Source organism: Bacteroides thetaiotaomicron VPI-5482, assembly GCF_000011065.1.
Lineage (GTDB): Bacteria > Bacteroidota > Bacteroidia > Bacteroidales > Bacteroidaceae > Bacteroides > Bacteroides thetaiotaomicron.
On sequence record NC_004663.1, the window covers coordinates 6,014,264 to 6,028,643 of the forward strand.

At 37.6% G+C, this 14,380-nt stretch carries 11 protein-coding genes; 8 read left to right on the plus strand and 3 right to left on the minus strand.

What is annotated here, in order from left to right:
• Nucleotides 1–6: 6 nt before the first annotated feature.
• The 4 genes from BT_RS23150 to BT_RS23165 all read left to right on the plus strand — a co-directional run bounded on the left by BT_RS23150 (nucleotide 7) and on the right by BT_RS23165 (nucleotide 2,553).
• Nucleotides 7–1,020 (plus strand): CdaR family protein, encoded by a 1,014-nt coding sequence (locus BT_RS23150; protein ID WP_011109340.1) that lies wholly within the window; start codon nucleotides 7–9, stop codon nucleotides 1,018–1,020.
• Nucleotides 1,010–1,624 carry a dephospho-CoA kinase gene (coaE, locus tag BT_RS23155; protein WP_008764748.1) on the plus strand — a complete coding sequence of 205 codons (615 nt, stop codon included), beginning with the start codon at nucleotides 1,010–1,012 and terminating at the stop codon, nucleotides 1,622–1,624. Before BT_RS23150 ends, coaE begins: the two co-directional genes overlap by 11 nt.
• A gap of 24 nt (nucleotides 1,625–1,648) precedes the next feature.
• Complete coding sequence (locus BT_RS23160; protein WP_008760341.1) at nucleotides 1,649–2,083, plus strand: DUF5606 family protein; 435 nt, start codon at nucleotides 1,649–1,651, stop codon at nucleotides 2,081–2,083.
• A gap of 221 nt (nucleotides 2,084–2,304) precedes the next feature.
• Nucleotides 2,305–2,553 carry a hypothetical protein gene (locus tag BT_RS23165; RefSeq protein ID WP_008760342.1) on the plus strand — a complete coding sequence of 83 codons (249 nt, stop codon included), beginning with the start codon at nucleotides 2,305–2,307 and terminating at the stop codon, nucleotides 2,551–2,553.
• 59 nt (nucleotides 2,554–2,612) lie between these two features.
• On the opposite strand, the gene clpB is transcribed toward BT_RS23165, so the two are convergent.
• Nucleotides 2,613–5,201, minus strand: a complete 2,589-nt coding sequence (gene clpB / locus BT_RS23170; RefSeq protein ID WP_008764749.1) for an ATP-dependent chaperone ClpB — start codon at nucleotides 5,199–5,201, stop codon at nucleotides 2,613–2,615.
• 223 nt (nucleotides 5,202–5,424) lie between these two features.
• Here clpB and BT_RS23175 point away from each other — a divergent pair, with 223 nt between their 5' ends.
• Complete coding sequence (locus BT_RS23175) at nucleotides 5,425–6,009, plus strand: DUF6621 family protein (RefSeq protein ID WP_008764750.1); 585 nt, start codon at nucleotides 5,425–5,427, stop codon at nucleotides 6,007–6,009.
• 57 nt (nucleotides 6,010–6,066) lie between these two features.
• Nucleotides 6,067–6,963, plus strand: a complete 897-nt coding sequence (locus BT_RS23180; protein WP_008760345.1) for a LysR family transcriptional regulator — start codon at nucleotides 6,067–6,069, stop codon at nucleotides 6,961–6,963.
• Between the two features lies 1 nt (nucleotide 6,964).
• Here the strand turns inward: BT_RS23180 and BT_RS23185 are convergent, their stop codons facing one another.
• Together BT_RS23185 and BT_RS23190 are read right to left on the minus strand one after the other, a co-directional pair.
• Nucleotides 6,965–8,686: an ATP-binding protein gene (locus BT_RS23185; RefSeq protein WP_008764751.1), complete on the minus strand. Its 1,722-nt coding sequence runs from the start codon at nucleotides 8,684–8,686 to the stop codon at nucleotides 6,965–6,967.
• A 366-nt stretch (nucleotides 8,687–9,052) separates the two neighbouring features.
• Nucleotides 9,053–9,691: an HU family DNA-binding protein gene (locus BT_RS23190; protein WP_008764753.1), complete on the minus strand. Its 639-nt coding sequence runs from the start codon at nucleotides 9,689–9,691 to the stop codon at nucleotides 9,053–9,055.
• A 1,109-nt stretch (nucleotides 9,692–10,800) separates the two neighbouring features.
• Between BT_RS23190 and BT_RS23195 the strand changes: the two genes are divergently transcribed.
• Together BT_RS23195 and BT_RS23200 are read left to right on the plus strand one after the other, a co-directional pair.
• Complete coding sequence (locus BT_RS23195; protein WP_008764754.1) at nucleotides 10,801–13,179, plus strand: Hsp70 family protein; 2,379 nt, start codon at nucleotides 10,801–10,803, stop codon at nucleotides 13,177–13,179.
• Between the two features lie 2 nt (nucleotides 13,180–13,181).
• Nucleotides 13,182–14,378 (plus strand): 3'-5' exonuclease, encoded by a 1,197-nt coding sequence (locus BT_RS23200; protein WP_008764755.1) that lies wholly within the window; start codon nucleotides 13,182–13,184, stop codon nucleotides 14,376–14,378.
• The last annotated feature ends 2 nt before the right edge of the window (nucleotides 14,379–14,380 follow it).

Here is a 14,380-nt window from a genome sequence, read left to right on the forward strand (position 1 = left end):
TACCCTATGCTTGATCGTAGGAAATTAAGATATACATATTTAAGACTATCCAAGAGAATTAAGGATTTCCTGCTTAGTGATAAAAGCAGGGAGTTCTTAATTTTTTTATTTTTTTTCCTGATAGCCAGTGGATTCTGGCTGATTCAGACTCTTAATAATGACTATGAAGCGGAATTCTCTATCCCGGTGAGGATGAAGGATGTCCCTAATAATATTGTGCTCACTTCGGAACCTCCTTCCGAACTTCGCGTCCGGGTAAAAGATAAAGGAACAGTGCTTCTCAATTATATGTTGGGGAAGAGTTTCTTTCCGGTAAATCTGAGTTTCCCTGACTATAAAGGGCAAAATAATCACGTGAAAATCTTTGCCTCTGAGTTTGAAAAGAAGATACTCAGTCAATTGAATGCTTCTTCTAAGATACTTTCAATAAAACCTGATACGTTAGATTATATCTATTCGACAGGCAAGTCCAAATTAGTACCCGTTCATTTTCAAGGAAAAGTGACTGCAGGGCTTCAATATTATGTTTCTGATACCATTTGCAGTCCGGATTCCGTATTGGTATATGCTCCGGCCGGAATTTTGGATACTATAACAACCGCTTATACTCAAGAGGTAAATCTTGAAAATATATCGGATACGATTCGGCAACGGGTTGCCTTGGATAATAAAAAAGGAGTGAAGTTTGTTCCCGCCTCGGTTGAACTGACTTTCCCTGTTGATATTTATACTGAGAAAACCGTGGAGGTGCCGTTACGTGGGATTAACTTCCCGGCAGATAAAGTGCTCCGTGCTTTTCCATCGAAGGTTCAAATTACTTTTCAAGTGGGTTTAAAGCGTTTTCGTAGCATTAAAGCCAGTGATTTTGTGATTAATGTTTCTTATGAGGAACTGCTAAAATTAGGATCGGATAAATATACGGTGAAGTTGAAGTCGGCTCCCCGTGGAATCAATCAAATCCGTATTGTACCCGAGCAAGTTGATTTTCTGATAGAACAAGTTTCTTCCGATGGCTATTAAAATAGGTATTACCGGCGGTATCGGTAGTGGAAAAAGTGTAGTTTCCAGATTGCTGGAGATTATGGGAATCCCCGTTTATATTTCCGATATTGAGGCGAAGCGTATCACTCATACGAATGATGTGATACGCCGGGAACTTTGCGCCTTGGTCGGACAGGATGTTTTCCTGAATGGAGAATTGAATCGTCCTTTATTAGCATCTTATATATTTGGAAGCCCCGAACATGCGAAAAAAGTGAATGCTGTCATTCATCCGCAGGTGAAAGAAGACTTCAGGCGATGGGTGAAAGGGAAAGGTGATATAGCTATGGTCGGTATGGAATCTGCCATCCTTCTGGAAGCAGGCTTTAAGCAGGAAGTAGACTTTGTAGTAATGGTATATGCACCGTTGGAGGTGAGAGTGGAACGGGCAATTAGGCGTGACTATTCTTCAAGGGAATTGATAATGAAACGTATCGAAGCGCAAATGAGCGATGAGGTTAAGCGGAATCATGCTGATTTTGTAATCGTGAATGACGATGAAACCCCTTTAATTCCGCAGGTTTTGAAGTTTATTTCTTTGCTATCTAAAAATAATCATTACCTTTGCTCCGCAAAAAAATAATTAATAAATAAAAGAATATATACTATGTTGAAGACTATCCTGTCTATCTCCGGTAAACCGGGATTGTACAAACTAATTTCGCAAGGAAAAAATATGTTGATTGTTGAATCAATCAGTGCAGATAAAAAACGTTTCCCCGCTTATGGTAATGAGAAAATTATCTCTTTGGCAGATATAGCAATGTATACAGATGATGCTGAAGTACCTTTGTATGATGTGCTGGAAGCTATGAAGAAAAAAGAAAATACTGCAGTCACCTCCATTGACCCTAAAAAAGCTACTCCGGAGCAGTTACGCGAGTATTTAGGGGAGGTATTGCCTAACTTTGATCGTGAAAGAGTATACGTTGCGGATATTAAGAAATTGATTTCCTGGTATAACATCTTAATTTCGAATGGAATTACAGAATTTAAATCAGAGCCGGAAGCTGAAGAAGAGGTTGCGACTGATGAAAAATAAGTCATGAAACATTGATGGCTTAGATGTATAAATGTAATAAGGAAAGCGTGACAATGTTGCAAGTTGTCACGCTTTTTTGTGTTTTTATATGTCTGCGTAATTAAAGGATCCCCTTTAGTGTTCTTTAAGCAATCTTATGTTTGCATGAATATTTTATTATTTATATAGTAAATAAACATAGTTTTTCTCTATCTTTGTGACTGCTAATATACGCACAAAATATGGATGTAATAACAAATAAAGAGGTAAACGTTTATCTTGATAATGAAAAAGGAACATTGTGCTTAACAGGAATGTTGGTAGGTACAATGGTATTTTTATATGATTCGCAGGGGGAGCTGAAAGAGAAACATAGATTTGCCTTGCCTTCACTCACTTTGGAGATATCCAGAAAAGGTACTTATGTCTTAGTCATGAGCCATCCTAATTGTCAGCCGGAAGTAAGAAGAATTATATATTCAGGAATATAAAAAAGCCGATATGCTCACTTGGGAACATACCGGCTGTCCTTATAACAACTAACTATAATTTAGTTTCTGAATACTAATCCGTCTCCGTTTGAGTCAACAATGATTGCTTTGCTTCTGTCGACTTCCTGAGACAATAACTTTTTCGACAGATCGTTCAGTAAATAACGCTGGATAGCTCTTTTTACCGGACGGGCTCCAAATTCAGGATCATATCCTACCTGGGATAAGAAATTCAAAGCAGCATCTGTCATTTCCAGTTCAACTCCGTTTTCTGCAAGCATCTTTTGTACACCTTTGATTTGTAAGAGTACAATTTGTCTGATTTCAGTTTCCGTCAGCGGCAGGAACATGATTGTTTCATCAATACGATTCAGGAATTCCGGACGAATGTTTTTCTTTAGCATATTCATCACTTCCTTCTTCGTTTCTTCGATAACTTCTTCCTTATTTGAACCGCTCAGTTTCTCCATCTGACTTTGTATATAAGAACTTCCCATATTTGAAGTCATGATGATGATGGTGTTTTTGAAGTTGACTACTCTTCCTTTGTTGTCAGTGAGTCGTCCGTCATCCAGTACTTGCAACAGGATATTGAAAACATCCGGATGCGCTTTTTCTATTTCGTCAAACAAAACAACTGAGTAAGGTTTCCGGCGAATGGCTTCTGTCAGCTGGCCGCCTTCATCGTATCCAACGTATCCCGGAGGTGCTCCGACCAAACGAGAAACACTATGCTTTTCTTGATACTCGCTCATATCTATACGTGTCATCATCGATTCATCGTCAAAGAGGAATTCCGCCAATGCCTTTGCCAGTTCAGTTTTACCGACACCGGTCGTTCCAAGGAAAATAAAAGAACCGATCGGGCGTTTGGGATCCTGTAATCCGGCACGGCTACGACGTACGGCATCTGCAACCGCTTCAATTGCTTCGTCCTGTCCAATCACTCGTTGATGGAGTTCGTCTTCCAAATGCAATAATTTATCTTTCTCACTTTGCATCATTTTGCTGACAGGGATGCCCGTCCAGCGTGAAACAACGTCAGCGATGTCTTCAGCATCCACTTCTTCTTTGATCATGGCTTTATCACCTTGCATACCACGAAGTTTCTCCTGCGTATCTTCTATCTCTTTGTCCAAAGCCTGGAGCTTTCCGTAACGGATTTCGGCAACTTTTCCATAGTCTCCTTCACGTTCCGCTTTCTCTGCCTCGAACTTCAGATTCTCTATTTCCACTTTGTTTTGCTGGATTTTATCCATCAGCGTTTTTTCACTTTGCCATTTAGCTTTGAAGGACTTCTCAACTTCTTTTAGTTCGGCCAGTTCTTTGCCGATAATTTCCAGTTTCGGCTTATCATTTTCACGCTTAATGGCTTCACGTTCGATTTCTAACTGTTTGATCTTACGTGAGATTTCATCCAATTCTTCTGGAACGGAATCTACTTCCATACGTAGTTTGGCTGCTGCTTCATCCATCAGGTCGATTGCTTTGTCCGGCAAGAAACGGTCAGTGATGTAACGGCTGCTCAGTTCTACAGCTGCTATGATGGCATCGTCTTTGATACGTACATGATGATGGTTCTCGTAGCGTTCTTTCAATCCACGAAGGATGGAAATGGTACTCAGAGTATCCGGTTCATCTACCTGTACAATCTGGAAACGACGTTCCAATGCTTTATCTTTCTCGAAATACTTCTGATATTCGTCGAGAGTGGTTGCACCGATCGAACGTAGTTCTCCACGTGCCAATGCCGGTTTCAGAATATTTGCAGCATCCATTGCTCCTTCGCCTTTGCCGGCGCCTACCAGTGTATGAATCTCATCAATAAACAAGATTATATCACCTTCTGATTTCTTAACCTCATTGACTACTGATTTTAGTCGCTCTTCGAATTCTCCTTTATATTTTGCTCCTGCAACCAATGCTCCCATATCGAGAGAGTAGACCTGTTTGTTTTTCAGGTTTTCGGGTACGTCTCCCCGGAGGATACGATGCGCCAATCCTTCTACGATAGCTGTCTTACCTGTACCCGGTTCACCAATCAAGATCGGATTGTTCTTGGTTCGGCGGCTTAATATTTGCAGTACCCGTCGGATTTCTTCGTCACGTCCGATTACAGGGTCCAGTTTGCCGCTGCGGGCGGCTTCGTTCAGATTGATAGCGTATTTCTCCAATGACTGATAGTTGTCTTCACTGGATTGAGAAGTAACTTTTTCTCCTTTTCTGAGTTCATTGATAGCGTTACGCAATTCTTTTTCCGTCATTCCGGCATCTTTCAAGATGGTGGATACGGTACTTTTCACAGTTAGCAAAGCCAGTAGAATATGTTCTAATGAAACAAATTCATCTCCCATTTCTTTAGAATACTGGGTTGCCTTCTGCAATACTTCATTAGATTCTCTGCTTAGGTAAGGTTCTCCTCCGGATACTTTAGGCAGAGATTCGATCTGTTTGTCAACGACTAGAGCTACCTGTTGCCCGTTCATTCCTAATTTTTGAAAGATGAAGTTAGTCACATTTTCGCCTACCTTCATTACTCCATGTAGGATATGAGCAGGTTCAATCGCCTGTTGTCCCCGACTTTGTACGAGATTTACGGCCTCCTGTACCGCTTCTTGAGATTTGATGGTAAAATTGTTAAAGTTCATATGGTTGTTCTCCTTTCTTTTTTCATGATTTTAATAACACTTGAAGGGGCTCAAAAGATTTGCCAAGTAGAAAAATATGACAAAATAACATGATTATAAAGGAGTTAGAAGACAAAATGACCTTTTTCATCTGAATGATACTGACGAATTTGCCGCGAAATGAAGTGAATAAATAAAAGTATTGTAGTATCTTTATCCGCTGTAATCATATTATAAATAAGGTATGAATGATAAACCTCAAATAAAACTGTCTGAAACAGTAGTGTTGATTGATGCTGCTTTCTTGAATTTTGTAATTACAGATATGAAAGGTTACTTTGAAGAGACTTTGCGACGTTCTTTACAGGATATCGACCTTTCTATGTTGACCACTTATCTGACTTTGGATGCCGGAATCACGGAAGGGAAAAATGAAGTACAATTTCTTTTTGTTTACGATAAGGAGTCCGATCAGCTTGTACATTGCCATCCTTCCGATTTGGTGAAGGAGTTGAATGGAGTCGCTTTTCAGAGTCCTTATGGTGAATATTCGTTTGCAAGTGTTCCTTCGGAAGGGATGGTTTCACGCGAAGATTTGTTTTTGGATTTATTGTCTATCGTTGCTGATTCGGCTGATGTGAAAAGGATGATTGTCGTTTCTTTCAATGAAGAATATGGAAAGAAAGTATTCGATGCGTTGCATGAAGTGAAAGGCAAGGAGATTATCCAGTTTCGTATGAATGAGCCTGAAGTGCAGGTAGAATATAAGTGGGATATGTTGGCATTCCCTATTATGCAAGCATTAGGAATCAAAGCTGAAGAACTATAGTCTTTGTGTTTAATTCCTGATCTTTAATTTTAATCCTCAAATAACTTAAATAAAAAGGTGTCCGATTTTCGTTTAAAAGTATTTCAGAGCGTAGCGAAGAATCTGAGTTTCACAAAGGCTTCGCAAGAATTGTTTGTCAGCCAGCCTGCTATCACTAAGCATATTCAGGAATTGGAGACTTATTATCAGGCTCGTTTGTTCGAACGTCAGGGGAGTAAAATCTCATTGACTGTTGCCGGTGAATTACTACTGAAGCATAGCGAAAAGATTTTAGATGATTACAAGCGGCTTGAATATGAAATGCATTTGTTGCATAACGAGTATATTGGAGAGTTGAAACTGGGAGCTAGCACGACGATTGCTCAATATGTTCTGCCCCCTTTATTGGCTCATTTTATTGCGAAGTTTCCACAAGTCAATCTTTCCGTCCTTAATGGAAACTCTCGGGGAGTGGAGGTCGCTTTGCAAGAACACCGGATTGAATTGGGATTGGTGGAAGGTATTTTTCGTTTACCTAATCTGAAATATACTTTGTTTTTGCAAGATGAACTTGTTGCGGTAGTGCATGTGAACAGTAAACTAAATATTCAGGAGGAGATAACACCTGCAGAATTGCCGAATATCCCTTTGGTTTTGCGTGAAAGAGGTTCGGGGACGTTGGATGTATTTGAACGAGCCCTGTCGCAACACAATCTGAAGCTGTCTTCTTTGAATGTTCTGATGTATCTTGGTGGTACGGAGAGTATCAAGCTCTTTTTGGAACATACTGATTGTATGGGAATTGTTTCTATCCGGTCGGTGCATAAAGAACTTGTGGCCGGCACTTTACGGGTAGTTGAGATAAAAGGGATGCCAATGTTGCGCGAATTTAATTTTGTGCAGCTACAAGGGCAGGAGGGAGGATTATCTCAAGTTTTTATGCGCTTTGCGGGGCATCATAGCAAGAACTTGTAGGTCAGACTTCTTCCATACGAACCATCTCCCAACCGCAGAACTGTATTACGATGCAGTGAAGTTGCGTGCCTTGGCATAATAGACGGACTTTCGGACTTGCGGCATAACCATGAATTTGAGCCACCGCTTCTTCCCATTGTTCGGCAGACTGGGCATCAAACTTTTCTTTAGGCAGATATTTTAGTTCTACTATATAGCTGTGTGCAATTTCTGCATAGCGTTGCAGGTCAGGCATGAGAAACATGTCGCAAAAGCCATGGTTCAACTCTACCTCAGGTGTCGTCAAGTAATATGCATTGACGCTAAGATAGGCAGTGAAGAATCCTTGAATATTGCGTTCTCCTTCAATGCTGCTGCGCACGGAAGAATTCTCTTTATAAGCTTTGGCTATAAATTCCAATGCAGGTCGCCATTCACCGTCAAAAGCCATGTTATTGAAGAGTATCTCTATATCTATCAGATTGATATAGTGGTGGTTTTGATATTCTTCCAAGATATATTCATAATATTGTTTTCGGACATTTGTATTAGGGATTCCTAAGATAGTCAGATTTCCACGTGTTCCGATGATAGTCAGCATGCCATAGTAAAAAAGCAGGCTGGGAAATATTTCCGGATTCGTAATCTGGTCTGCGGAAAAAGACTGGAATAGGTTAGTGATGATTTTTCCTTCTTCGGCAATGCGTTTGATAACGCCTTTGCGATTACCGTCAAGACGATCCAGTTGGATGAGTTTTTTCATCTTGTTATAATCCGTTCGGGTATTAGGGTCAATCATCTGTTCGGGAGATGCTCCCAACTGAATCCGATTCCGAAGGTAGTAAAGTACCATATCGCAGTTGAACATTTTGGGATCAGAACTCAGGCTTTGACGTGCAAAACAATAATTGTCATACCACGGCTTCATTTCCAGAATCATCTCTTCAATATCTCCATGCAGTTGCCCTGTTTCCTTGTAATATTGGAACATAGTGCGCACATCTTTTTCAGAAAATCCCAGCATCTGGTTAAATACCGGACTGGTACTGATGTTCCAACCGATATTATAACCGCTCGACAAGTCGTCTAGCGTTACGGGACTGACACCGATCATAAAGATACGGTCGAACATTCCTTTATAGTTTTTGAAGGCATCACGGTAGAAGCCGCTTGCGTGGGTGATGGCACGATATATTTCGTTGCCTTTTTCGTTGAGGACGACATTGGTGAAGTTATCGTATTCATCTATAATAAGATATAGGGGATAACCTAATCTCCTGGCTTCGTCATCAAGGATGTGAAGTTTATCAATTCCTTTATCCGCAGCACTGAAACGTTCTATGAATTCATCTGTGTAATATTCACGATATCGGTTGAGAAAACCGTCTAGCTGCACAGCGCTGTAAGAATCGAATCTTTGTGGCAGTTCATCAATACTGCCACCGATTTTGGAAAAGTCAAGATAAAGTATTTGGTATTTGCCTTGAAGCGGAGTTGTATGCTGACCGATCCAGAGATTGCCGAATAGTTGCTGGAACTTATCTTTTTGTGAAAGGTCATAGTATGACCGGAGCATACTAAGCAGCAGACTCTTGCCGAAACGTCGAGGACGAATGAATATCAGGTAGTTGGCTTGATCTTCCAATAAGGGAATATACATTGTTTTATCCACGTAATAGCGGTTTTGCATGATTACGTCCTCAAAGTTGGACATGCCATATGGTATTTGTTTCACTGTTTCCATAACTATAAAGTTTGCTTCTTTTTGTTTTTCAGATTCTAGCTCCTCAAACAATCAAATATCAAAGATAGTTCTTTTAAGATGATTATTCCATTTTTGTGCGTTTATTTTCCAATTCGGTCATAATCGCTGCTTTTTCATTCGAATCTTACCTTCTACAGAAAAAGAAAAAAAGATTTTATCTCTCATTGCTCTCATTGTTTTTTCTTAAATATCAGATAATAAGATTCTTATCGAATGAGAGATACTTCTGCAAGAACCTATCTCTCATCATTTTATAGTGAAAATACGCCTAAAAACAGTTATCTCTCATTCATTTTTAGTTATCTCTCATCTATTTTCAGGGTATCTCTCATCATATATTATTTTTTATTCAGTGGCAACTTTCTTCTTTACATAGACTCTGTGCGAACCTCTTCCTGCAATATCAATACCGGATTCCGGAAGATCAGCCCATTGTTTCAGCTCTTTAGTAGCAGCTGTCTGAAGCAGTCCGGTTAGTCTTTGGTAATTCCGTACAGTCAGGAAAGCGTGTTCGTCGAGAAATTTCAGGGCTAATGTCAGCCGTTGCTCCGGTGTGAACTTTTTAGAGGAGCGTTGTGGTTTCCATGGAGCTCTTTCCAGCCGGCATCTTTCATTAATGTTTCTGATCATCGTTCTGTCTGCCCGAAAATTCACTCCTCCTACACAGATGCTTTGTGCGTTTCGGTGTTTGGCGCCTTCTTCCGCCTCTTCTCGTTCTTTGTCTCTGCATAGGGCGAGTGAGGGGGTAAAAGTCCCTATTCCGTCTATTTTCACAGAGCGTCCTTCCGCCATCAGATGCGCCATTTCTATGGCGGTCTGGAGCAATACGCCTTCTATGTCTCCGGCACTGAAGCCGCTGACGTCTCCTACTCGTTGCGCCAGTTCCTTAATGCTTGCATTGTCTATCCGTGCAAACTTGGGATAAGTAATTCTTTTGCCCGTTTTCTGAATGTCGGGCATCTCTTCCATAATGTATCGTGCCATACTGTCTTGGTTCTAAAGTATTAATAGATAAATTCTTTGGTATTAGAGGTAAAGTTCCTTTCTTCCAATACTAAAGTTCTTATTGGTTAATTATAAACTATAATTGATGCTTTTGTTTTTATAAATGCAAGTTGCGTTTTTAAAGTTGCAACTTGCATTTGTATAATTGGAATTTGCATTTATAGTTTACTATTAAACAAAGGTAACTTATCTTCTTGATAAAAGCAAGTTTACTACTAATAAAGAATAATTTATTTGTTAATAGATTGGGGAATAAGTAATAGGAGGTAATATTTAAATGAGTTTGGATTGCTTTTGCCCAAGATATGTGTGTTTTTGGAAAAAGAATGGCATGAAGTAGGATATTTAATTTTATTTTTATAGTTTTGCATTGTCTCTCACGCCGATACCTCAATTCGTGAGGTTAGGGTGGTGTGGGAGATATATTATATAAAGAAAGACGTTTACTTGACGTTTTGTCTTTGGCTGTTTGAAACTTCGAACACTTTAAGCAGTAGTCAAAACAAAGCAACAGTAGATGTCTACGGGATATGTTTATACCCTTGAGTGTACTTTGAAATAAAAGTATACGTGGATTGTTATACATATCGGCGTGGGCTTCTGCGTTGCTCGTTCAGACTACTACGGGCAGTTCGAAGGCCTCAAACAGCGGGACGAGTAACAGGTACAGATTCCCGCGCTTTTTCTTTTATAGTATTACTTATCTAATTAATGAACCGTTCGGTTCGGGAATCTGCTGGTTATTTTGAGTAAATTATGGAAAGTGTAATCGTAGATTTTAGGAAATTCCTTGTGCGTGTTATTTGTATATCAGCAATCCTGCTTCAGTAACTCTAATATTAGAGAAGATTATAAACAACATATTAGTAATACTAAAAAAGTATATATGCAATATGTTTTATTACTTTTCTTTAGAAGTATCTTTCATTTAATTTTTCTAATGAATGGTTTGGTAAAATATATATAAAGATAGATTGGAGTATAATAGACTAATACTGATAAACATTATTACTTTTAATATGAATATATAATTATTCACTAATTTCTAAACACACACAAAAACGTTGTTATTTTAACATTTAGAGATTATGCCTATTTTATTGACAGTGGAGAATCTTGTAACTGCGGATTTGAGCACAATTCATAAGGAACAAGCTACTTACGTGGGAATTGATTTTGGAACATCAACTACAGTAGTTTCTTATTCATATTTTGATAATGAAAAGAGAATAGTTGTAACTGAAGTAATGAATCTACGACAGAAGCAAAGTGATGGTGCGGACTTTACTGGAGAAAAAGTGCCTACAGTTATAGCTCTTTATCATAATCGGGTACTTGTCGGAGAGGGAGCTGCAAACTTAAAGTATGAATTAGAAAAAAACAAGGATGTCTGGTACTCTTTTAAGATGGAGTTAGGAGAAGATTTAGGTGCAAAATATTGTAATAGTATTTTGGGTAAAGATAAATCTGTCCGAATCCAAAATGCAAAGGATGCTACTATTTTATTTTTCAGATTCTTAAAGAAAGAGATAGAATCCTATGTCGAACAAAAAGGACTATGTCAGAATATTAAATATGCAGTAAGTATTCCTGCTTCGTTCGAGGCGAATCAACGACGCGATTTGGTTGATGCTTTAATAAGCAATCAAATGGATGTTAGCAAACAGTCCTTGATTGATGAGCCTAACGCAGCTTTTTTAAACTATATTCATGAATCGGAGATGAATAATGAAGCAGTGGTAATTCCTAAAGATATTAATCCTAAAATGTTAGTTTTTGATTTCGGAGCTGGGACATGTGATATTTCAATATTAGAAATAGGTGTAGATTATAAGGGAGTATATTCTAAAAATTTGTCAATATCTAAATTTGAAAAATTGGGAGGAAATGATATTGATAGATACATTGCTTATGAGATATTGTACCCTGAACTTTTGTCTCACAACCATTTAGATATGGATATCTTTATTATGTCTGAGAAGAAAAAAATCATAAATGCTCTTTTGACTACTGCGGAAAACTTAAAAATAAGGATATGTAAAGCCATAAGTCTAATGAGGGATAGTTTCGATTTGTCAGGTCTTGAACAAGAATATAAAGTTTCTGTAAAGGATATTCGAATTAATACATCCAAAGGGGTATTGTACATGGATGAGATTTTTTTAACATCTATCCAATTCGCAGAACTTATGAAAGTTTTCACAAGGAAGAAAAGCGATGTTATTCAAAAAGAAAAACAAATATATAATAGTATTTATGATTGTGTAAAAACTTCTATTCGTAAGGCTAGATTAGAAGTAGATGATGTTGATTATGTTTTATTGGTGGGTGGGAGTAGTCTTAATCCTTATGTACAAGCCGCTCTGAAATCATGGTTGCCATATTCCAAATTATTGTTATTTCCTGATCTTCAGACTTGTGTGTCTAAAGGTGCATCAATTCATTCGTTCATCTATAACTCTTTTGGACAGAATATAGTACAGCCAATAACCAGTGAACCAATATGTATAATTACTAAGAATGATCAGCTAATGACTTTGGTTCCTGCCGGAACTGTCATGCCGACGGATACTATTGAAATAGATAATCTTGCTATTGTAAAAGAAGGCCAAAAAACTGTAGAATTCCCTATTTGTATCAGTAATGAGAATAAAATATTGACTAATTTGGTTATAACTTCAAATGAACAAAATGGATTTTCTTTGGATACGCCTATTAAGCTGCAATTAGAATTAACTGCAGATAAATTACTGACAATTAATGCCAAGGTTGGAAGTGAAACTTGTTTAGTAAGTGCAATTAATCCTTTTGCAAATAAAGAGTTAACTTCACAGGAGAGGATAGCATTGAGAGCAGAGAAAAAAGCTTATAATACAACAGCTAATAATAGAGGAGTACCATCAAAAGAATGTTTGTTGGAATTGGCAAAAGCTTACGAAAACGCAACTCTAAATTTGAAGGCAGCTGAAACTTATGAGGAATGTAATGAATTATATCCTGGTACTATTAGTTATAATAAATTAGGATGCTGCTTTTCTTCTGCAGGAAATAATAGGAAAGCACTACGTTACGGAGAAAAAGCTTATGAATATAGTAAGGATGCGGTTTCTGCTTTTAATTTGGGTTATCGCTATAAAAATATTGATACTTCAATGTTCTTAAAATATATTCACGAATCTTTAGCAATGTGCCCGAATAAGCCACATCCTTTATTTGAACTTGGAAAGTATGAAAAAAAAGAAGGAAAGAAAATAGAAGGAGTAGAAAAGATAAAGAAAGCTTATAATATATGGAAGGCTCAATATGATAATGGTACCCTCAGTGATGTAGATTATACTTGGTTACCAAGTGCTGCAGAGGAATTAGGTGAGTCTATTTTTGCTGAAGAGGTCAGAAAAAAGGCAAAAAGGATATCATTGGATGATTTTTATAATTCTAATAATACAGTAGCGGTGAAAGGAGACTAATTATGAGTACTAGAATACCTACAGAAGAAAGTTTGGATACTCAACAAAAGGATTTTCTAAAGAAACTGAAAGATAATCATTATGTTGGTCAGAATATTTGGATAAAAGGGTTTCCGGGAAGCGGAAAATCGGTGTTGCTTGTATATGCCATTAAATACTTATTGAATAATGAGGCTACTCAAAATGCAAAAATATTATTAGTGGTGTTTACTCATTCGTTGATAGAACTTTGCAAAGCTGAACTTGCAGAGTTGAATATAACAAATGTGAAAATTGTCACGATGTATGAATTCTTAAAAACAAAGAGAAAATATGATTATATTTTTTGTGATGAGGTTCAAGATTTAACATCTCGTATTTTGATAAAGATGAAAGATCAGACAAGGTATATGCTGATTGTAGCGGGAGATAGTAACCAATCTATTTATTCAAAGGACCCTCAATATCAAGAAGCTGTAGTTATTCCTGAGAAAATTACTCAATTAATTGATTCTGAAGATTGGGGACTTTTATACGTATATAGGTTAACTCGTTCTATAATCACTGCAATTCAGAAAATGATACCATCGATGAATATTTTTAGTGCAAAGAGGTATATGCTTAAAAGAGATACGCAAATACGCTTATGCAAAGCAGAATTTGTGGATCAAGAAGTCGAATATATAATGAGGGAGGCACGTAAGTTTGTTAATCGTAATCAGAGTTGTGCAATATTATTTCCTACTAAAGATAAAGTATTGGAATTTTGTGATACCGTTTTGCAGTTAGAACATAAACCTGTATGGGAAAAATGGATTGATCAATATTATGAACCTTATTTTAAACGGCTTAATGATCATCTAAAGGAAAATCAAGTTCCTATAGAATGCGTTGTAAATAGTTATGGATCGTTATTAGCTGCGGAAAACGATAAACGTATTGTTATTATGACTTATCATGGTGTAAAAGGATTGGATTTTGATAATGTTTTTATTCCATTTGCAAATACAGACTTATATATTCCTGGAGATAGTAATATTACTCAGAAATTGTTTATGGTTGCAATGAGCCGGAGCAGAAATAATCTATACATCACTTATACAGGCATGCCTTTAAGTTATGTTTCTTTATTTAGTTCAGATAGCACTATATGTGCAAATATTTCGATAAGTAATGAATTGCATCCCAATTTGTCGGATGATATAAATATAGATTTTTGATT